A 22,163-nucleotide genomic window follows, 5' to 3' on the forward strand; every position below is an offset into this window, starting at 1 on the left:
GACGTGCGAGTAGCACGGCCAGTAACAGAGCCTTATAGGCGTAGAGCAAACCACCCGTTTTACGGGTGGTCCTGATTTTAATATTTTTTTGAAATATTAAATAAGTTTTTAGTAATTTAATTTAATAAATTACCTTAACTGTTAGTTGACTGAATAAAATTATTAGGTTAATATATCATAGAGATGATAGGTAATTATAGGAGTGGACATTATGAAGAATGTAATAACAAGTGTAATGCCTGATAGTATTGCTGAAGAAGTCGGCATTGAAGTAAATGATATTTTATTATCAGTAAATGGAGAAAAGATAGTTGATATTATAGACTACAGGTTTTTAACAAATGATGAAGAAATAGTATTAGAAATACAAAAACCAAATGGTGAGGTTTGGGACTATGAAATAGAGAAAGACTATGGAGAGGAACTTGGCCTTGAATTTGGTGGCGGTATTATGGATAAGGCAAAAAGATGCAGCAACAAATGTATGTTTTGCTTTATAGATCAAAATCCAAAGGGAATGAGAGAAACCCTTTATTTTAAGGATGATGATTCACGTCTTTCTTTCCTTCAAGGTAATTTTGTTACTTTAACAAATATGAAGGATGAGGATATAGAAAGAATTATAAGATATAGAATAAGTCCTATAAATATTTCAGTACATACAACAAATCCTGATTTAAGAGTAAAAATGCTTGGTAATAGATTTGCGGGAGCAGTATATGAAAGAATGAAGAGACTTGCACAGGCAGGAATAGAAATGCACTGTCAAATAGTTCTTATACCAGAAGTTAATAATGGAGAAGAATTAAAAAGAACTATAATTGATTTATATGAACTATATCCATCAGTAGCTAATATTGCAGTAGTTCCTATAGGAGTTACTAAGTATAGAGAAGGATTAGTTCAAGTAAAGACATTTACTAATGAAACAGCAAGAAAAGAATTAGAAATGGTTATGGAATTCCAAAAGAGATTTATGGAAGAAATAAATGATCCATTTGTAAGATTTTCTGATGAGTTTTATTTAGTATCAGGTATAGATGTGCCTGAAGAGAGCTTTTATAACGGATATGAGCAGATAGAAGATGGAATTGGAATGATTAGATGTTTTAGAGAATCTATAAATTATACTGCTCAAGATTTAGATAAAGACATAAAAGGAACTTTTTCTGTTCCAACAGGGAAGCTAGCTTTTGAAGAAGTAAGCAGTGGAATGAAAAAGTTAATGGAAGTTAACCCTAATATTAAAATAGATACATATAAAATTATAAATCATTTCTTTGGTGAGACAATAACTGTTGCAGGTCTTCTTACTGGAAGAGATATTATAGGACAATTGAAAGGAAAGATTAATAGCGAGTACTTAATTATGTCTAATAATATGTTTAGAAAAGGATACGAGTTAGGTCCGGCAGAATATATTATGTTAGATGATACAAAGATAGATGATATAGAAAGAGAATTAGGTGTTAAAGTTCTTGTATGTGACCATACAGGAGAAGATATAGTAAGCATCATAAATGATGTGTGTCAGGAGGAAGAAAAATAATGGCAAAACCAATAGTAGCTATAGTTGGAAGACCAAATGTAGGTAAATCTACATTATTCAATAAATTAGCAGGAAAAAGAATTTCAATAGTTCAAGATACACCAGGTGTAACAAGAGATAGAGTATATGCTGAAGCTGAATGGCTTAATCATACTTTTACAATGATTGATACTGGTGGTATAGAACCAGAAAATCAAGACATAATAGTTAAACAAATGAGAAGACAAGCAAACATCGCAATAGAAACTGCTGATGTTATTATGTTTGTAGTTGATGGAAAAGAAGGAATGACAGCAGCTGATAATGAAGTTGCTACAATGCTTAGAAAATCTAAGAAACCAGTAGTTCTTGTTGTTAATAAAATTGACAACTTAAAAGATGAGGAAAATGCTTGGGAATTCTATAACTTAGGTATAGGTGACCCAGTTGCTGTATCAGCAGGTCAAGGTAAAGGCCTTGGAGATATGCTTGATATGGTAGTTTCTCATTTCGATACTATTTCTGGAAAAGATGAAGAGGAAGAAGACATAAAAATTGCTATGATAGGGAAACCTAATGTAGGTAAATCTTCATTAATTAATAGATTACTAGGTGAAGATAGATTAATAGTATCAGATATTGCAGGTACAACAAGAGATGCAATAGATAGTAGAATTGAAAATGAACTTGGAAAGTTTACTTTAATTGATACTGCAGGTCTTAGAAGAAAAAGTAAGGTTAAAGAAGAAATTGAAAGATATTCAGTTATAAGAACTCTTGCAGCTGTTGAAAGAGCTGATGTTTGTATATTAATGATAGATGCAACTGAAGGTGTAACAGAGCAAGATGAAAAAATAATTGGATTTGCACATGAATTAAATAAGGCTATAATGGTTATTGTAAACAAATGGGATCTTATTGAAAAAGATGATAAGACAATGGATAACTACAAAAAAGATTTACAAAGTAAACTTAAGTTTATCAAATATGCTAAGTTCTTATTTATATCAGCATTAACTGGGCAAAGAGCACATAGAGTGTTAGAAGTTGCTAAAGAATGTTATGATAACTACGATAAGAGAGTTGGTACTGGTGTATTAAATGATGTTATTAGCAAGGCTATATTAATGAAAGAACCACCAATAGTTGCATTAAAGAGATTAAAGATATACTATGCTACTCAAGTGGCTACTAAACCACCAAAGTTTGTGTTCTTTGTTAATGATATGAATGCAAGACATTTCTCATATGAAAGATATTTAGAAAATCAATTAAGAGATAATTTTGATTTCAGTGGAACTGGAATACAAATAGAATATAGGGAGAGAAAGGATAGTTAATTATGAGTAAGGTAACTTTTTTAGGCGGAGGAAGTTTTGGGATTTCCTTAGCTATTTTATTAGCACACAAAGGAAATAAAGTATCCATATATGATAGAGATAATACCGTTGTAGATGATATTAATATAAACAGAAGAAATGATAAGTTTATTAAAGGATTAGATGTGCCTAAAAATGTTACGGCTTATAATAGCTTAGAGGAGGCTATTACAGACTGTGATTATGTTGTATTAGCTGTTCCATCTCATGTAATTAGAAGTGCATCTAAGAGTATTAAAGGCTTAGTAAAAAAAGATGTTCCTGTTATATGTATTGCAAAAGGAATAGAAGAAGGAACTAACAAAACATTAGTAGAGGTTATTGAAGAAGAAGTAGATAATCCAGTGGTAGTTTTATCAGGACCAAGTCATGCTGAAGAAGTAGCATTTAATATTCCAACAACAGTTCTTACTTCATCAAAAAATATGAAGGCTGCAGAAGATGTTCAGGATTTATTTATGACTAAAACATTTAGAGTATATACTAATGATGATTTAGTTGGAGTAGAGATTGGGGGAGCTGTAAAAAATATTATAGCTCTTGCAGCAGGAGTATGTGATGGATTAGGATATGGTGATAATACTAAGGCTGCACTTATGACTAGAGGTATGGCTGAAATTGTTAGAATAGGTACTAAGCTTGGTGGGAAAATTGAAACATTTTTAGGGCTTACTGGTATGGGAGATTTAATAGTTACTTGTACTAGTATGCATTCAAGAAATAGAAGAGCTGGATACTTAATAGGAACAGGGAAGTCTAGGGAAGAAGCTGTAGAAGAAGTAGGTATGGTTGTTGAAGGAATAAAAGCTTGCCATGCATTCTATAACTTAAAAGAAAAATTAGATGTTGAAATGCCAATAACTGATGCTCTTTATAAAGTTCTTTTTGAAGATAAAGATGCAAAACAAATGGTTAAAGAATTATTGGAAAGAGATAAAAAAGCTGAAAATTACTAGTGAAAAGCGAAGTTGCAATTATGTGACTTCGCTTTTTTATAATATATTTTAAGTTGTGTTAGGAGTATAAGAAAAAATAATATTCTATTATGTAAAAATAAAATTTAAAAGTACATCATAAATAGATATGTTACTACATATTGTTAACTATATAGAGATTTAAAAAAAAGAGGGTTAACGTTAATACTAAGTTCCGAAAAAAATAAATTTTGATTTAGAGGAATAAACTTAAAAAAATAGTATACTTTTTTTTGATTAAGAATATATATATAGTGTTAAAAATAAATAGGAGGGTGTACTTATGGGCGATTTCAATATATATAAGGATATTGCAGAAAGGACTCAAGGTGACATATACTTAGGTGTTGTTGGACCAGTTAGAACTGGAAAGTCTACATTTATTAAAAAATTTATGGACCTAATGGTTATACCAAAGATTGATAATGCTTATAAAAAAGAAAGAGCTAAGGATGAATTACCACAAAGTGGATCAGGAAAAACGATTCATACTACAGAGCCTAAATTTGTTCCAAATGAAGCTGTAGAAATAACTATTGATGAGGATATTAAATTAAAGGTTAGAATGGTAGATTGTGTGGGGTATATAGTTAAAGGGGCTTTGGGATATTTAGAAGACGAAGAACCTAAAATGGTTAATACTCCATGGTATGAATATGAAATACCATTTGAAGATGCTGCTGAAATAGGGACAAGAAAAGTTATAACAGATCATTCAACTGTTGGGCTTTTAGTAACTACTGATGGTAGTATTACAGGTATAGACAGAGAAGAATACTTAGAAGCTGAAGAAAGGGTAGTAGAGGAGCTTAAGGCAATTAATAAACCTTTCATAGTTGTACTTAATACAAAAAACATAAACTCTCCTGAAACAGATGCATTAAAGGATGAACTTGAGAAAAAATATGATGTAGAAGTTCAGGTTATGGATGTTTATAATATGACTGAAAAGGATATTGAGAAGTTATTTAAGCATGTACTTAAGGAATTCCCTGTAAAAGAAATAAATATAGACATGCCTGTTTGGGTTGAAAACTTAAATCCAGAACATTGGTTAAAAAAAGAGTTCTTTAAGATTGTTAAGGGAATGTGTCAAAGTGTAGATAAAATAAGAGACATAAAACCAGCGTTTAGTGATGCCAAGGAAAATGAGAATTTAAGTGCATCAGATTTAAGTGAAATAAATCTTGGTGAGGGTACTGCAAGAATATTACTTAAACCAAGTGAAACTATTTTTTACAAAGTACTTAGTGAAAATTGCGATGTTGAAATTGAAAGCGAGAGCGATTTAATAGCTCTTGTAAAAGATTTAAATATTGCAAAACGTGAATATGATAAAATTAAAGATGCTTTAGTTGATGTTAGGGAAACTGGATATGGACTTGTTGCTCCTCAATTAAGTGAAATGAAGTTTGAAGAGCCTGAAATAGTTAAACAAGGAACTAAGTTTGGTGTAAAATTAAAAGCTAGCGCTCCATCATTACATTTTATTAAAGCAGATATTAAAACTGAAATTAGTCCAATAATGGGATCAGAGAAGGAAAGCGAAGAGTTAGTTAATGCTCTTATGGATCAATTTGATAAAGATCCAGCATCATTATGGCAAAGTAATATGTTTGGTAAATCTTTAGAGGTATTAGTCAAAGAAGGTTTACAAAATAAGTTATATAAGATGCCAGAAGATGTTCAAGTTAAAATTCAAAAAACTCTTCAAAAGATTATCAACGAGGGAAATGGCGGATTGATTTGTATAATTCTATAACATAAATGTAATCTACTACTAAAGGAATTTGGTAGTAGATTATTTTTTTTGTTATAAATATGTAAAAATATAAATTTTTTATATATTTTAGTGTAGACTAGATTGCTATTAGAATAGAATATATTAAGCAGATAGTATTATGCTTAATATATTATAGTGAAGAGGGATAGTATGGAGAGCAGATTTTGTACCTATAAAAGAGTAGGATATTTAAGGCAAAAGATAGCCAATGAGTTAGGTATAGAGTTTACTGGAGTAATATATGCATCCCCAGGAGTGTTAAAGCATATTATAAAGAGACATGGTAGGCAACTAAATAAAAAGACTAGAGATAGCATTCTTGAGTGGATGAAAAAAATATTAGAAGAACCGGACTATATTGGTATTTATAAAAATGAAGGGGGACAGACTGCTGTAGAATTTATTAAGAGAGTTTATACTAATTTGCTTTTAGGAGTTGAAGTAGATGAAAAAAATGAGTATATCTATGTAACAACTATGTATCCGATAACGGATAAGAAGATAGAAAATAAGATTTATAGTGGGAAATTAATTGATATTAAAAGGATTAAATAATTTATTTGATATAACTTTAGTCAAAATGTATAATATGTAATTGTATAATTAAGTTGATTATTGAGGTGAGAAATGGCTCCTCATGCGCTGAAATTTTCAGTAACCAGAGATGCAGGGAATGTCGACCTGCCGATAATCAGAGCTGAAAAAATATTTTTATAATGGATAAATAGTATAAAAAACTGGAGGATGAAGATGAAAAAAATAGCTGTAGTATTTAATGGTGGAACAATATCAATGAAAGTAGATGAAAGAATAAAGGCTGCTGTTCCAAGTTTGACTGGAGAAGAGATAATGTCAATGGTTACAGGAATAGAAGAATTTGCAGAAATTGAATCTTATAGTTTTTCAAGTATGCCATCACCGCATATGACTTTTAAAACTATGTTAGAATTAAGCAAGTTTACAAAAGAACTTTTAGATAGAAATGATATTGATGGTGTTGTAATTACCCACGGAACTGATACTTTAGAAGAAACTGCATATCTTTTAGATTTAACTATAAAAAGTGAAAAGCCTGTTGTAATTACTGGAGCTATGAGAAGTGGATCAGAATTAGGATATGATGGACCATCAAATTTAGCAGCATCAATTTGTACAGCTATTTCAGAGGATGCAAAGAAGAGAGGTGTACTTGTTTGTTTTAATGGTGAGTTAAATTCTGCATCAGAAGTTACAAAAGCAAATTCTATGGCATTAAATGCATTTAGAACTCCTAATTTTGGACCAATTGGAATAGTAGATAACAATAAAGTTATGTTTTATAGAGAAACTAAAAATACTGAAAAGTATGATGTTAGTGAAATAAAAAAGGATGTTGCATTAATAAAATGTGTAGCGGATATGGATTCTTCATTTATTGATTTCGTAATAGAAAAGGGATATGGAGGAATTGTTATTGAAGCTTTAGGAAGAGGAAATGTTCCACCTAAGATGGTTGAAGGAATAAAGTCTGCTTTAGATAAATCAATACCTGTAGTAGTAGTTTCTAGATGCTTTGAAGGAAGAGTGTATGAATCTTATGGTTATGAAGGTGGAGGAAAAATGCTTAAGGATTTAGGAGTAATTTTTGGAGATACTTTACCAGGGCAAAAAGCAAGAATAAAATTAACATTAGCAATAAATAGTACAATAGATAAGGATGAAATAAAGAATCAATTTTAGTAATGCGAATATTACATAAGTATAAAGGTGTAATATTCGTGAAATTATTGACTTTTGGGAAATTATGGATTATAATTTAATATAAGATAGCCGTATTCTAATGATGATTTATTAGTTTCCCATTAGGACATTAAAGTTATGACTATGAGTTTAAATAAAAATATTACTGTAAGGTGTTGTCTTAATAACACATTGCAGTTTTTTTATTGTAAGTTCTTTGAAATAAGATGAAGTAAAGTAATTTTATCTTATTCTTAAACTTAAATATATAAATAAAAAAAGGGGGATTTTTTTATGAAAGCTTTAACTAACAAAGAAAAGTTATTGCCGATCTTTTCTAACAAAAAAGTTGATATGAAAAAAGAAATGCTGGCAGGATTAACGACATTTTTAACTATGGCTTATATTATTGCAGTTAACCCAAATATTCTATCATCTACAGGTATGCCTGCAGGAGCTTTAGTTACAGCAACGTGTTTAGCTGCGGCAATTGCGTGTATACTTATGGGAGTATTTGCTAATTTACCATTTGCATTAGCATCTGGAATGGGATTAAATGCATATTTTGCGTATACTGTTGTAGGACAAATGGGGATTTCATGGCAAGTTGCTTTAACTGCAGTATTTGTTGAAGGTATTATATTTATTCTTTTATCCTTATTTAAAGTTAGAGAAGCTGTTGTAAATGCTATTCCTAAAAATATGAAGTTAGCAGTAACTGGTGGTATAGGATTATTTATAGCTTTCATTGGAATGGTTAACTCTGGATTGGTTGTTGCTAATGAATCAACAATGGTTTCTTTAGGAACATTTACTCCAGCTGTAATAATAACAATTATAGGACTTATAATTATTGCTGTTTTAGATAAAAAAGGAATAAGAGGAGCTATTCTTTGGGGAATATTAGTTTCTGCTATTATAGGTTGGATATTTGCTTTGATTGATAGTGAAGCAGCAGCAAATTTAGGAATTTATTTACCAACAGGAATATTTAAGTTTGAAGGTATTGGAGAAATTGCAGGAAAAGTTGATTTAGTACATGCCTTTAGTGCTGAAAATATAAAAATGTTTATTACAGTAGTATTTACTTTCTTATTTGTAGATTTCTTTGATACAGTAGGGACTTTGGTAGGTGTTTGTTCTAAGGCGAAAATGCTTGATGAGAAAGGGAATGTTCCTAATGCAGGAAGAGCCCTTTTAGTTGATGCCGTAGGAACAACAGCAGGATCATTATTAGGTGTATCTACAGTTACAACTTATGTTGAAAGTTCGACAGGTGTTGCTGCTGGAGGAAGAACTGGATTTACAGCTATAACAACTGGAGTATTATTTTTGATTGCTATGTTCTTTTCACCAATTTTTATAGCTATACCAGGATGTGCAACTGCACCTGCTTTGATTTACGTTGGTTATTTAATGCTTGGGGCAGTTAAGGAAATACACTTTGATAATATAACAGAGGGAGTACCAGCCTTTTTAACTATTGCAGCTATGCCTTTAACTTATAGTATTGGTGATGGTTTGACTCTTGGAATATTATCATATGTCATAATTAATTTATTATATAGCTTATTTAGTAAGAAGGATGAGAAAATAAAGGTTTCTTGGGTAATGTATGTTTTAGCAGTAATATTTATATTAAAATTAATATTCTTATAAAATAATAAAATGGGTAGAAAAAGTTTAAAACTTTTTCTACTCGCTTTTTTATTGATAATATTGTATAGGAGTATAGATAAAAAATAAAATGTGAACAATTTGTTAACAAACCATTGACATTAATTGAGTATAGGATATAAACTAAGTTATATCAAAAAGATAATAAATAATTTAATTATATAAGTACATAAATTAGTTAAATAAATTATAGAAGGTAAGGAGAATAATATGATAAGGAGCATGACTAGCTTTGGCAGAAGTAGCAGTGAAGAAGGAAAGAAAAGATTTTTTACTGTTGAAATGAAAAGCGTAAATAGTAGATATTTAGATGTAAATATTAGAATGCCTAAAACTTTAATTTCTCTGGAAGAAGAAATTAGAAAAATGATAAGTAATTCCCTAAATAGAGGAAAAGTTGATGTATTTATCAATTTAAAGAATTACAATGACGGTAGTGGAGTTCCAAGGGTTGATATTAATTTAGCTAAAGGATATTTTGATTGTCTTAAAGAAATAGAAGAAAAGTTAGGTATAAAAAATGATGTTTCAGTAATGCAAATTGCAAGATTCCCAGAAGTAATTAGTGTAGTTGAAGAAGAAGATAAAATAGAAGAAATTTGGGAAGAAATTAAACCTCTTATAAAAGATTCTTTAGATATGATGGTTGCAATGAGAGAGGTTGAGGGTAATAAATTAAAAGAAGATATTTTATCTAAGATTTCTGTTATAGAGCAATTAGTTTCAAAAGTTGAAGAGTTTGCAGATACTATACCAAAAGCGTTTAAAATAAAGCTTGAGGAAAGACTAAAAGAGTTATTAGGAAATGTTGATATAGATGAAAATAGAGTTGCTATGGAAGTTTGTATGTTAGCTGATAAAGCAACTGTTGATGAAGAAATAATAAGACTTAGAAGTCATATTAATCAAGTTAGAGAAACCTTAAATTTAAATGAACCAGTTGGTAGAAAACTTGATTTTATAGTTCAAGAAATGAATAGGGAAACTAATACTATAGGTTCAAAATCTAGTGATATCCAAATGACTAATATAGTTATTGATATAAAAAATATACTTGAGAAGATAAGAGAACAAGTGCAAAATATAGAATAATAGGAGGAGAGCAATGGGAATAAAATTGATAAACATTGGTTTTGGTAATATAGTATCAGCTAATAGACTTGTTGCAATAGTTAGTCCAGAATCAGCGCCGATTAAAAGAATTATCCAAGAAGCTAGAGATAGAGGGATGCTTATTGATGCAACTTATGGAAGAAGAACTAGAGCTGTAATAATTACTGATAGTGATCATGTTATATTATCAGCAGTTCAACCAGAAACTGTTGCACATAGATTAGTAGCTAAAGATGAAGCTGTAGATGAGGTTGATGAATAATGCAGAATACTAAAGGATTATTAATTGTAATTTCAGGTCCTTCAGGTGCAGGAAAAGGAACAATATGCAAAGCGCTTTTAGAAAAGCACGATGATTTGTTTATTTCTGTTTCTGCAACCACAAGAAGTCCAAGAGCTGGAGAAGTAGATGGAGTAAACTATCACTTTTTAACAAAGGAAGATTTTATTTCCAAAGTAGAAAGCAATGATTTCTTAGAGTATGCTGAAGTACATGGGAATATGTATGGAACTCCAAAGTTCAAGGTAGAAGAAATGTTAGCTGAAGGTAAGAATGTCATTTTAGAAATAGATATTCAAGGTGCTTTAAAGGTTAAAGAAAACTTTGGAGAAGGAGTATTTATATTTATACTACCTCCATCAATGGAAGAATTAAAACAAAGAATAATTAAAAGAGGTAGTGAAACAGAAGAATCATTAATGACAAGATTTAAAAATGCATATCAAGAAATAAATTATGTTTCTAAATATAATTATGCAGTAGTTAATGATGAAGTTGATACAGCAGTTATTAAAATAGAAGGAATAATTGCTGCAGAAAAATGTAGAGTAGATAGAATAAAAGATACAATATTAGATTCTAAGGAGGGCTTAATTCATGAACAACTCTATGATTAATCCATCAGTGGTGGACTTATTAAATAAGGTAGAAGACAGATATTCGCTAGTTATAGTGACATCAAGAAGAGCAAGAGAAATAATAGATGGGAATGAACCATTAACTTTAAATCCTTCAAAAAAACCATTAACAATAGCAATCAATGAAGTTAACGAAGGATTAGTTAGTTATCACAAAAGTAATGAAGGAATAAAATAGTCATGAGTAAATGTGTTGTTATCGGAGTTGCTGGAGGAATTGCTGTTTATAAGGCATTGGATGTAATTAGTGCTTTAAGAAAAAAGGATATAGAAGTTCATGTTATTATGACTGAAAGTGCAACAAAGTTTGTAAATCCTTTAACATTCCAATCTATTAGTCAGAACATGGTTGTTACTGATATGTTTGCAGAACCTAAGGCTTGGGAAATCCAACATATTTCATTAGCTCAAAAAGCTGATTTAATGTTAATTGCACCAGCTACTGCAAATATAATAGGTAAAGTTGCAAATGGTATATCAGATGATATGCTATCAACAACTATAATGGCAGCATCAAAGGCTAAGGTAATATTTGCACCAGCTATGAATACGCATATGTATCAAAATAAAATAGTTCAAGGGAACATAGAAAAGTTAAAGAGTTATGGATATGATTTTATTGAACCAGCTAGTGGAAGATTAGCTTGTGGAGATATTGGAGTTGGAAAACTTGCAGATGTTAATACAATTGTAGAAAGAGTATTAACAGAGTTAAATGATAAAGAACAAGACTTAAAGGGGAAAAAGGTTCTTATAAGCGCTGGACCAACTATTGCTCCTATTGATCCTGTAAGATATATAACTAATAGATCAACAGGAAAAATGGGTTATGCTATAGCTGAAGAAGCTAGAGATAGGGGTGCAGAAGTTGTTTTAGTTTCAGGACCTACAAATTTAAATCCTCCAAAAAACGTAAGAGTAATAAACATAAAAACTAATGAAGAAATGAAAAATGCAATTCATAGTAATTTTGAATGGGCTGATATAGTTATTAAGTCAGCTGCAGTGGCTGATTATAAGCCTAAGGAATATAGCGAAGAAAAAATCAAAAAAGGTGAGGGAGATTTAAATCTTTGCTTAACTAGAGATAGTGATATATTAAAATCTTTAGGAGATATGAAAACTCACCAAATTTTAGTTGGATTTGCAGCAGAAAGCAATGATGTTTTAAAGAATGCAGATAAGAAACTAAAAAACAAGAACTTGGATTTTATAGTTGCAAATGATATTACTGCTTCTGATACTGGCTTTGGTAGTGAGGACAACAAAGTAGTTATTCTTTCAAAAAATAATGAAAAGCTAGAGCTAGATAAAATGAGCAAAAAAGAGGTTGCAAGTAATATATTTGACATGATTTTAGAAAAGCGCTAATTGCGCTTTTCTTTATATACAATAATGTTAATAGAATGTAATTATTCAATGAACTCTTATGAGTTTAAATTTAATTGTGAGCGGATATACGTAGCAATTAATGAAGAGTGAGGGTGATAAATTGAATTTATATGCTGAAATAATATTGAATTCAGAAGCATTAGAAATTGATAGACCTTTTACATATAAGATTCCATTGGAGCTTCAAGAAAAGGTTCAAATAGGTCAAATAGTAAAAGTACCCTTTGGAATGGGTAATAAAACTTTAGAGGGATTTGTATTAGCAATAAAGCGGGAAGATGAAGTTGACATAAGTTTTAGGGTTAAGAAAATTTCAACTATAATAACAGATGACCCGGTTATAGATTTAGATGATATTGCTCTTATTAATTTTTTAAGGGAAAAATATCTATGTAAATATATTGATGCATTTAGATTACTTATACCTGTTGGAATTATGAAAGGTGCTAAAAGTAAAAGTAAAAATGTTATAGTATTTAAAAATGACGATTTAAGAGATATCCAAAAGCCAGATGGATATATAGACATTATTAATTTTTTAAAAGATAATTCTGGTAAATATACAAAGAGTGAACTTATTAATAATAATTCTATTTCTCAGTATAAATTAAATAAATTAATTGAGAAAGGTTTACTTGCAGTAGAAGAGGAAACTGTTTTTAGATATAATAATAGAGCTTATAACGTGGATTATGAAAAAAAGCTAACAATAGAACAAAAATATGTTCTTGATGAATATAATAGCTCACGGAATAGTTTGTTTTTACTTAAAGGTGTTACCGGTTCAGGAAAAACAGAAGTATATATGAGAATGGTTGAAGAAGTTTTAGAAAAAAATCAATCAGCTATTGTTTTAGTTCCGGAAATTTCATTAACTCCTCAAATGATTGAAAGATTTAAAGGTAGATTTGGGAAAAATGTAGCTTTATTTCATAGTAAGTTATCAGATGGAGAAAGATTTGATGAATGGTTTAGAGTAAAGGAAGGAAAAGCAAAGCTTGTTGTAGGAGCAAGAAGTGCAATTTTTTTACCAGTAAAGAATTTAGGACTTATTATAATTGATGAAGAGCATGAGAATACTTATAAATCAGATCAGAATCCTAAATACCAAACTAAAGAGGTTGCAGAGTTCTTAAGTGAGCAAAAAGGCTGTAGAGTTGTATTAGGGTCGGCTACACCTACTATAGAAAGTTATTATAGAGCCTTAATAGGCGAATTGGATTTATTAGAATTAAATTCAAGGGTAGATGGCAAAGATATGCCGCCTATGGAGGTTGTTGATATGAGGAATGAGTTAAGAAGTGGAAACATATCTCTATTTAGTAGACCACTTTTTAGGGAAATTCAAGAAAAGCTTTCTAATGGGGAACAGATAATTTTGTTTTTAAATAGAAGAGGGTTTTCTACTTTTGTATCCTGTAGAAGTTGTGGATATGTATTTAAATGTGAAGAATGTGATATTTCTATGACTTATCACAGAAGTGGACTACTAGTTTGCCATTATTGCGGAAAAACTAAAAGAGCTCCTCAAAAATGTCCTAAATGTGATAGTAAATATGTTAAATTCTTTGGGGCAGGAACTCAAAGAGTTGAAGAGGAAGTAAAGAAGTATTTTAAAGATGCAAGAGTATTAAGAATGGATGTTGATACTACAAGGTCAAAGGATTCCTATGAAAATATTTATAATACTTTTAAAGAAGGAAAGGCTGATATTCTTATAGGAACTCAAATGATATCTAAGGGACTGGATTTTAAAAATGTCACTCTTGTAGGGGTTTTGGCAGCGGATATGTCTATAAACATACCAGATTATAGGGCGGCAGAGAGGACTTTTCAAATAATTACTCAAGTAGCAGGAAGAGCAGGCCGAGGAGAAAAACAAGGTAAAGTAGTAATACAAACATATACACCAGAGCATTATAGTTTAGAATATGCTGTTAATTATGACTATGAAGGATTTTATGAAAAAGAATTTACGGTTAGAGCATTAATGAAATATCCTCCTTTTGGAAAAATATTATTAATAAATGCTATATCAAAAAAAGAGGATTTATTAAAGAACTTTATGCATAAAATATCTAATGTGATAAAACCATTAGTTGAAAAGGAAGTAGATGTTGATATTTTAGGACCAATACCATGCTTGGTAGCTAAGGTTAAAGAAAATTATAGATGGCAAATTGTGATAAAAGGTGAATTTAATTCGGAATTTGCTAAAAAAATTAAAGAACTACTTTATGATGAGAACAAGAACGTATATAATGATATACGAATAAGTATGGATATAAACCCAAATAATTTATTCTAGGAGGAAATAAAATGGCAATTAGAACTATTAGAACTAAGGGAGACGATGTTTTAAGAAAGAAGTGTAAAGAGGTTACTGAGATAACTAAAAGAGAAATAACTCTTATTAATGATATGATTGACACTATGTTTGAGGCAAATGGTGTTGGTTTAGCAGCTCCACAAGTTGGGATACTTAAAAGAATATTCGTTATAGATATTGATGATGAAAATGGAACAATGGTATTTATTAATCCGGAGATTTTAGAAACTAGCGGAACTCAATGTGGAGAAGAAGGATGCTTAAGTGTTCCAGGTGAATTTAGTGATGTTGAAAGACCAAACTACGTAAAGGTTAAAGCCTTCAATGAAAAAGGTGAAGAATTTATATTAGAGGGAGAAGGATTATTAGCAAGAGCTATACTACATGAAAATGATCATTTAGATGGCATTTTATATGTAGATCTTGTAAAATAGGAGGAAGTTATAAATGAAAATTGTATTTATGGGAACTCCTGATTTTGCTGTTCCATCACTAGAAGCTTTAATAGAAAAGTATGGTGTAGAGGCTGTTTTTACACAGCCTGATAGACCAAAAGGAAGAGGTAAGAAAATGGCCTTTTCTGCTGTTAAAGAGGTGGCTGTTAAGCATGATATAAAAGTGTTGCAGCCAGAAAAATTAAAGGATGATAGAGAGGCTATAGAGTATTTAAAAGAGATAAAGCCAGACTTTATAATAGTAGTTGCTTTTGGGCAAATATTAACTAAAGAAGTTTTAGATATTCCTAAATATGGCTGCATAAATTTACATGCATCTCTGCTTCCGATGTACAGAGGAGCAGCGCCATTAAATTGGGTTGTAATTAATGGAGAAAAGAAATCAGGTAATACAACTATGCTTATGGATGTTGGATTAGATACTGGTGATATGTTATTAAAAGATGAAGTAGAAATAACTGAAAACATGACAGCTGGAGAGTTACATGATATATTAATGGTTAGAGGCGGAAAACTTTTAATAGAAACAATAGAAGGTGTTTCTAATGGTACTGTAAAAGGTATAAAACAAGAAGGTGAAACTTGTTATGCAAAAATGCTTTCTAAAAACACTGGGAAAATATCTTGGGATAAGAGTGCTTTAGAAATTCATAATTTAATTAGAGGGCTTAACCCATGGCCAATTGCACATACTACATATAAAGGGGAAAACATGAAGATATATGAATCAGAAGTTCTAAATGAAAATAGTAATAAAGAACCTGGAACTATATTAAGTGTTAATAAATCAGGTATGAAAGTTAGTTGTAAAGAAGGGATTTTATTAGTTAAAAAAGTTCAATTCCCTAATGGAAAGCCATTAACTATTGAACAATATATAAATGGTAAGGATATTGAGTTAGGTTGTAAATTGGTATAATATGAAAGGGGAGTTTGTATGTTTTATCCAGGATTTTATTTTGACAGAACTATGATTTTGTTGCTTCCTGCAATAATAATTGCATTTTGGGCACAATCAAAGGTAAGTAGCACATATAAAAAATATAGAACTGTAAGGACTATGAATGGATACACAGGCGAAAATGTTGCAAGAATGATACTTGATGCAGCAGGACTTTATGATGTGCCTGTAGTTGAAACTAGAGGAGAATTAACGGACCATTATGATCCTACTAGTAGAGTTATAAGATTATCAAGTGATATATATCATGGATCAAGTATAGCAGCTGCAGGAATAGCAGCTCATGAAGTTGGGCATGCAATTCAGCATAAAGAAGCTTATAAACCTTTAGTATTGAGAACATCAATAGCTACAGCTGTTAATTTTAGCAGTCAAGCATCCATTATTATTTTTATGATTGGTTTACTTTTTAGTATTCCAATGTTAACAAATATCGGAATTATATTTTTTACAGTAGCAGTAATTTATCAATTAATTACATTGCCAGTTGAGTTTAATGCATCAAAAAGAGCATTGACTATATTAGAAAATAGAAATATATTATATGGTAATGAAATTAATGGCGCAAAAAGGGTTTTAAGCGCAGCAGCAATGACATATGTAGCAGCTGCATTAATGTCAATTTCACAATTAATAAGACTAATTGCAATTAGCAATAGAAATAATGATTAAGAGGTAACGTATGAATAGTAGAGAAGTAGCATTAAACATAATTAACAGAGTTCTAATCGAAGGAGCATATTCTAACTTAGTTTTATCTAATGAATTAAATGAATCTGATTTAAATGAAAAAGATAGAGCTTTAGCAACAGAACTTGTTTATGGAACTATAAGAAGAAAGAAAACATTAGATATGATAATTTCTAATTACATTAAAGATATATCTTTAATGGATGAAAGAGTATTAAATATCTTAAGAATGGCTATATATCAAATGCACTTTTTAGATAAGGTGCCAGAATTTGCGGCTTGTAATGAAGCTGTTGAATTAGCAAAGCAAATTTCAGTTCAAGATTCAAAGTTAGTTAATGGAATATTAAGAAGTTATACAAAAAATCCTGATGATATGGATGTAAAAGATAAAATTGATAGATTAGTATATCAATACTCTTATGAACCATGGTTTATAAGAATGGTATACAAACAATACGGAGAAGAAAACGGAAGAAAGATTTTATCTGGATTAAATGCAACACCTAAAGTGACTGTTAGAGTTAATGCAAGTAAAGCTGATTACGATGAAGTATATGAAAAGCTTGAAGAGTTAGGATATGACGTAGAAGAAGGATATGCGTGTCCTGAAGCTATAATAATAAAGGGTGGAAGCTCTATTGAAAATAATGAGTTATTCAAAGAAGGATTAATTACAGTTCAAGATGAAAGTGCTATGCTTGTTTCGCCTATATTAGATTTAAAAGAAGGCGATATTGCATTAGACCTTTGTGCGGCACCAGGAGGAAAAACAACTCATATAGCAGAATTACTAGAAGGTACAGGAAAAGTTCATGCATTTGATTTACATGAAAATAAATTATCTCTAATTAATGAAAACTTAGAAAGATTAGGATTAAATAATGTTGAAGTAGATGTTATGGATGCAACAAAATTAGATCCTAAATATGTAGCATATGCTGATAAGGTATTAATAGACGTACCTTGTTCAGGTCTTGGTATAATAAGAAAGAAACCAGAGATTAAGTGGAACAAATCAAGAAAGTCACTTAAAGATTTAGTACCAACACAGAGAGAAATAATGGAAAATGCTTGGGCATACTTAAAAAATGGTGGTACTATGATTTATTCAACTTGTACATTAAATACAGAAGAGAATCAAGATAATATTGAATGGTTCTTAAATAAACATAAAGATGCAAAGGTAGAAAAGATATTCTTAGGAAATATGGATAACTTCATTTATAACAATGATGGTTCTTTAACAATATTACCAAATGAATATATGGATGGATTCTATATTTCTAAGATTTCTAAAAAATAGTAGGTGAACAAATGTATAATATTTTAGATTTTACATTAGAAGAATTACAAAATTGGATGAAGGAAAATGGTGAAAGTGCTTTTAGAGCAAAACAAGTTTTTTCTTGGATTTATAAAGATGTATGGAACTTTGATGAAATGAAGAATATACCAGGTAGCTTAAAGGAAAAGTTAAAAGAAAACTTTGCTATTGAAATTCCTAAAATTGTAGAAGTATATGAATCTAATGTAGATGATACTAAGAAAATGTTATTATCTATGAAAGATAATAATTTAATAGAATGTGTTCTTATGAAATATAAACATGGAAATTCAATTTGTGTATCTACTCAAGTTGGTTGTAGAATGGGGTGCAAATTTTGCGCCTCTACAATCGGAGGTAGAATAAGAAACTTAAGTTCTGGAGAAATACTATCAGAAATAATGGTAGCACAAAAATTCTTAGGAGAAAGAATTTCTAATGTTGTTTTAATGGGAAGTGGAGAACCATTAGATAATTATGATAATGTAGTTAAGTTTTTAAATTTAGCTAACGCTGAATATGGATTAAATATAGGGCAAAGACATATAACATTGTCAACATGTGGATTAGTACCTAAAATAAAGGAATTAGCAGATTTAAATTTAAGTATTACGTTAGCAATTTCATTACATGCTTTTAGTGATGAAAAAAGAAAAACTATAATGCCTATAGCCAATAAATATAGTATAGCTGAAATATTAGAAGCGTGTAGATATTACATGGATAAAACTGGGCGTAGAATTACATATGAATATTCATTAGTGTCTGGAGTAAATGATGGGAAAGAAGATGCTAAATCTTTAGGAAAATTATTAAAAAACATGAATTGTCATGTTAATTTAATTCCTGTTAATGAAATTAAAGAAAATGAATTAAAAAGACCATCAAGAAAAACTATAGAAGATTTTGAGGAAATATTAAAATCACAAGGGATTGAAGTTACAGTAAGAAGAGAAATGGGTACAGATATTAATGCCGCTTGTGGACAATTAAGAAGAAGTTATCTAGACACTCAAAAATAAAGGGGAGAAGAAAAAAAATGGTGGGTATAAAAAGTGATGTAGGTATAGTTAGAAGTTTAAATGAAGATTATGCTGGATACATCGAGGAAGAGGAATTTAAGTTATATGTTGTAGCTGATGGTATGGGAGGGCATAATGCTGGAGAAGTAGCTAGTGAAATGGCTGTAAAAGCTGTTGAAGCATATGTTAAAGAAAATTATAAAGAACAGGGTGGTAATGTACTTGAAAATGCTGTTCTATTTGCAAATGAAAAAATATATAATAAAGCGATAGCGGGTTCGGAATACAAAGGTATGGGAACAACTTTAGTTGCAGCTTTAGTATATAAAAATAATATTATTGTTGCTAATGTTGGTGATAGTAGTTGTTTTGGTATTGTTGATAGTAATATTACTAAAATTACAAAAGATCATTCTTTAGTTCAAGAATTAATAGATTCAGGAAGTATAACAGAAGAAGAGGGGAGAAATCATCCTAAGAAAAATGTTATTACAAGAGCATTAGGGACTAATAATGTTGTTAAGATTGATATATTTAAAGTTGATATAAATACTTATGATAAATATTTGTTGTGTACAGATGGATTATCTAACGAAGTTTTAAAAGAAGAAATATTAATGGAAATGAATGATATTAATGACTACAATACTGCCTGTGACAAGTTAGTTTTATTAGCAAAGAATCGAGGGGGAAGAGATAATATTACGGTCTTGCTATTTGGAGGAGAGGTGTAGAGATGATCGGTGAAGTATTAGGCAATAGATATGAACTGATAGAAAAAATAGGTGAAGGCGGAATGGCAATAGTTTATAAAGCTAGAGATAATAAGCTAAGTAGATTAGTTGCTGTTAAAATTCTTAAGAAGGAATTTGCCAATAATAAAGATATTTCAGATAAATTTAAAAAAGAAGCAACAGCTGTAGCTAATTTTTCAGATGCAAATATAGTTAATGTATTAGACGTTGGACATGAAGAAGAAGGAAATATTGACTATTTTGTTATGGAATATGTTAATGGTAAAACATTAAAGGAGCTAATAGTTGAAAATGGAAAGTTAAACTATACAGTTGCTATTAGTATAGGAGTTCAAATAGCAAAAGCTTTAGAATGCGCTCATAGGAATAATATTATTCATAGAGATGTAAAGCCACAAAATATATTAGTTACTGAAAGTGGATTAGTAAAGGTTACTGATTTTGGAATAGCTAAAAGCTCAACTTCAGCAACAATAACTAATACAACAACTATAATGGGTTCTGCTCATTATTTATCACCAGAACAAGCGAAAGGGACATTTATTGATTTAAGATCAGATATTTACTCTTTAGGAATAGTCTTATATGAAATGGTAACAGGAATACTTCCTTTTGATGGTGAATCACCTGTTACAATTGCATTAAAGCATATTCAATCAGAACCGGTTGAACCTAAAAAGTATAATGAAGCTATACCAGAAGCTTTAAATAATTTAATAATGAAGTCTATAAGTAAGGAAAGTATAAATAGATATCAAAACTGTAGAGAATTAATAAATGATTTACAAAAGATAAAAGAGAATCCTAATGTAGCTATTGGTACTAGAGCAAATTATGATGATGGTAGAACTATAGTTATGGAGCCTATTAGAACTGAACAAATTGTAAATAATGATGTAAGTGCAACACCAAATAAAAACTTATATTCAAAGTCTGATTTTGAAAATGATTATGAAGATGAAGATGATGAAGATGATGAAGAGTTCTTTGAATCAAGAAATACTTCAAAAAAGAAAAAAAGCAATAATAAAGTTATAATAATTGTTGTAGTTATAATTCTTGCAATTGCATTATTAGGTGGCATTGCCTTTGGTTCAGGGTTATTAGGTGGTGGAGGAAGTAGTAAGATTGTTACTATTCCTAATATTGTTGGTATGACATTAGATAAAGCGACTAGTGAATTAGAAAAAGTAGGTTTAAAGATTAAGGTTTCTGGAACTGTTGAAAGTGATAAAGAAGAAAATACTATATTAGAAATGAATCCTTTAGCAAGCACACAAGCTAAAAAGGGTGATACTATAGAAGTTAAGGTTTCTGGAGGAGTAGCTAAAGTGAAGGTTCCAGATTTAAGAGATTATGAAATAAATTATATAGAAGATTTATTAACTCAAAAGGGATTAAATTGGAATATCACTGAACAATATAGTGAAAATATTAAATCTGGATATTTAATTAAACAATATCCTGAAAGGGATACAGAAGTTGATAAGGGAGCTACAATTGAACTTACTATAAGTAAAGGGCCAGAAGTTAAACTTGTATCAGTATCTAATTATTTAGGAAAAAATGTTGATACTGCTAAAAGTGATTTGGAAGCACTAGGTTTAGTTGTTGCTTTGCAAGAACAGGCAACAGATAGAGAATCAGAAAATGGAGTTGTAATAACTCAATCATTAGAAAGTGGCACAAAAGTTTCTGAAGGAGCAAAAATTATATTAACGTATGGAAAATATACAGCACCTGCTGATATAGATGTTACTCAATATATAAGTAATGGTATGTCTTTAGCTGATGCAATTAGTTCTTTAAATGCAGCAGGAATATCATACTCTATAACAGGAGGAACTCCTCAAACAAGTGATATGAATCTTTATGTTGTTACAGGGTTTACAAATAAAATTAAAAAAGGTGAAACAGTTAAGATTCAAGTTAAAAAGAATGAAACTAAGCCGCCTACAAACCCAGATGATGAGGATACAACAACTACAACGCCTGAAGATGGAGATTCTACAAATGCAAATGCAGGTGTAGATAAACCAAATCCTACAGCAAATAATTAAAAAAGTAAGATTGTCTATTTTTAGGCAATCTTATTTTTTTTTATTTTCTAAAATAAAATATTGCATTTAATTTAAAATAGT

20 protein-coding genes are annotated in these 22,163 nt (G+C 30.1%); all 20 read left to right on the forward strand.

The annotated features are described in order from the left end of the window. The first annotated feature begins 211 nt into the window (after positions 1–211). Entirely contained in the window at positions 212–1,549 is a 1,338-nt protein-coding gene (locus I4V51_RS13050) for a DUF512 domain-containing protein (RefSeq protein WP_195988872.1), read from the forward strand. Next, the gene (gene der, locus I4V51_RS13055; RefSeq protein ID WP_195988873.1) at positions 1,549–2,868 is read left to right on the forward strand and encodes a ribosome biogenesis GTPase Der; all 1,320 of its coding nucleotides are present in this window, start codon (positions 1,549–1,551) and stop codon (positions 2,866–2,868) included. The genes I4V51_RS13050 and der overlap by 1 nt, the downstream gene beginning before the upstream one ends. Before the next feature lie 2 nt (positions 2,869–2,870). Continuing rightward, positions 2,871–3,863 carry an NAD(P)H-dependent glycerol-3-phosphate dehydrogenase gene (locus tag I4V51_RS13060; protein WP_195988874.1) on the forward strand — a complete coding sequence of 331 codons (993 nt, stop codon included), beginning with the start codon at positions 2,871–2,873 and terminating at the stop codon, positions 3,861–3,863. A gap of 301 nt (positions 3,864–4,164) precedes the next feature. Then, complete coding sequence (gene spoIVA / locus I4V51_RS13065) at positions 4,165–5,643, forward strand: stage IV sporulation protein A (protein ID WP_195988875.1); 1,479 nt, start codon at positions 4,165–4,167, stop codon at positions 5,641–5,643. Between the two features lie 171 nt (positions 5,644–5,814). Continuing rightward, a complete protein-coding gene (locus tag I4V51_RS13070; protein WP_195988876.1) occupies positions 5,815–6,219 on the forward strand; it encodes a PBECR2 nuclease fold domain-containing protein in 405 nt (134 codons plus the stop codon). 195 nt (positions 6,220–6,414) lie between these two features. Then, positions 6,415–7,383, forward strand: a complete 969-nt coding sequence (locus I4V51_RS13075) for an asparaginase (protein WP_195988877.1) — start codon at positions 6,415–6,417, stop codon at positions 7,381–7,383. Between the two features lie 294 nt (positions 7,384–7,677). After that, on the forward strand, positions 7,678–9,042 hold the full coding sequence (locus I4V51_RS13080; protein WP_195988878.1) for an NCS2 family permease: 1,365 nt from the start codon (positions 7,678–7,680) through the stop codon (positions 9,040–9,042). Positions 9,043–9,270: 228 nt separating this feature from the next. Further along, complete coding sequence (locus I4V51_RS13085; RefSeq protein WP_195988879.1) at positions 9,271–10,152, forward strand: YicC/YloC family endoribonuclease; 882 nt, start codon at positions 9,271–9,273, stop codon at positions 10,150–10,152. Between the two features lie 13 nt (positions 10,153–10,165). Continuing rightward, a complete protein-coding gene (locus I4V51_RS13090; protein WP_008678315.1) occupies positions 10,166–10,435 on the forward strand; it encodes a DUF370 domain-containing protein in 270 nt (89 codons plus the stop codon). Further along, positions 10,435–11,070, forward strand: a complete 636-nt coding sequence (gmk, locus tag I4V51_RS13095; RefSeq protein ID WP_195988880.1) for a guanylate kinase — start codon at positions 10,435–10,437, stop codon at positions 11,068–11,070. Before I4V51_RS13090 ends, gmk begins: the two co-directional genes overlap by 1 nt. Then, complete coding sequence (rpoZ, locus tag I4V51_RS13100; protein WP_195988881.1) at positions 11,051–11,269, forward strand: DNA-directed RNA polymerase subunit omega; 219 nt, start codon at positions 11,051–11,053, stop codon at positions 11,267–11,269. The genes gmk and rpoZ overlap by 20 nt, the downstream gene beginning before the upstream one ends. A 2-nt stretch (positions 11,270–11,271) precedes the next feature. Then, complete coding sequence (gene coaBC / locus I4V51_RS13105; RefSeq protein WP_195988882.1) at positions 11,272–12,462, forward strand: bifunctional phosphopantothenoylcysteine decarboxylase/phosphopantothenate--cysteine ligase CoaBC; 1,191 nt, start codon at positions 11,272–11,274, stop codon at positions 12,460–12,462. A 121-nt stretch (positions 12,463–12,583) separates the two neighbouring features. Continuing rightward, positions 12,584–14,791, forward strand: a complete 2,208-nt coding sequence (priA, locus tag I4V51_RS13110; protein ID WP_195988883.1) for a primosomal protein N' — start codon at positions 12,584–12,586, stop codon at positions 14,789–14,791. 11 nt (positions 14,792–14,802) lie between these two features. After that, positions 14,803–15,246, forward strand: a complete 444-nt coding sequence (gene def / locus I4V51_RS13115) for a peptide deformylase (RefSeq protein WP_195988884.1) — start codon at positions 14,803–14,805, stop codon at positions 15,244–15,246. 13 nt (positions 15,247–15,259) lie between these two features. Then, positions 15,260–16,186 (forward strand): methionyl-tRNA formyltransferase, encoded by a 927-nt coding sequence (gene fmt / locus I4V51_RS13120; protein ID WP_195988885.1) that lies wholly within the window; start codon positions 15,260–15,262, stop codon positions 16,184–16,186. Between the two features lie 18 nt (positions 16,187–16,204). After that, a complete protein-coding gene (locus I4V51_RS13125) occupies positions 16,205–16,900 on the forward strand; it encodes a zinc metallopeptidase (protein WP_195988886.1) in 696 nt (231 codons plus the stop codon). Positions 16,901–16,910: 10 nt separating this feature from the next. Then, positions 16,911–18,224, forward strand: coding sequence for a 16S rRNA (cytosine(967)-C(5))-methyltransferase RsmB (rsmB, locus tag I4V51_RS13130; protein ID WP_195988887.1), 1,314 nt, complete (start codon positions 16,911–16,913; stop codon positions 18,222–18,224). Positions 18,225–18,235: 11 nt separating this feature from the next. Next, the gene (rlmN, locus tag I4V51_RS13135) at positions 18,236–19,267 is read left to right on the forward strand and encodes a 23S rRNA (adenine(2503)-C(2))-methyltransferase RlmN (protein WP_195988888.1); all 1,032 of its coding nucleotides are present in this window, start codon (positions 18,236–18,238) and stop codon (positions 19,265–19,267) included. 17 nt (positions 19,268–19,284) lie between these two features. Next, the gene (locus I4V51_RS13140) at positions 19,285–20,001 is read left to right on the forward strand and encodes a Stp1/IreP family PP2C-type Ser/Thr phosphatase (RefSeq protein WP_195988889.1); all 717 of its coding nucleotides are present in this window, start codon (positions 19,285–19,287) and stop codon (positions 19,999–20,001) included. A 2-nt stretch (positions 20,002–20,003) separates the two neighbouring features. After that, positions 20,004–22,082: a Stk1 family PASTA domain-containing Ser/Thr kinase gene (pknB, locus tag I4V51_RS13145; protein ID WP_195988890.1), complete on the forward strand. Its 2,079-nt coding sequence runs from the start codon at positions 20,004–20,006 to the stop codon at positions 22,080–22,082. Positions 22,083–22,163: the final 81 nt, after the last annotated feature.

The sequence above is a fragment of the Clostridium sp. D53t1_180928_C8 genome, assembly GCF_015667795.1.
In the GTDB taxonomy this organism is placed as follows: domain Bacteria; phylum Bacillota; class Clostridia; order Clostridiales; family Clostridiaceae; genus Clostridium.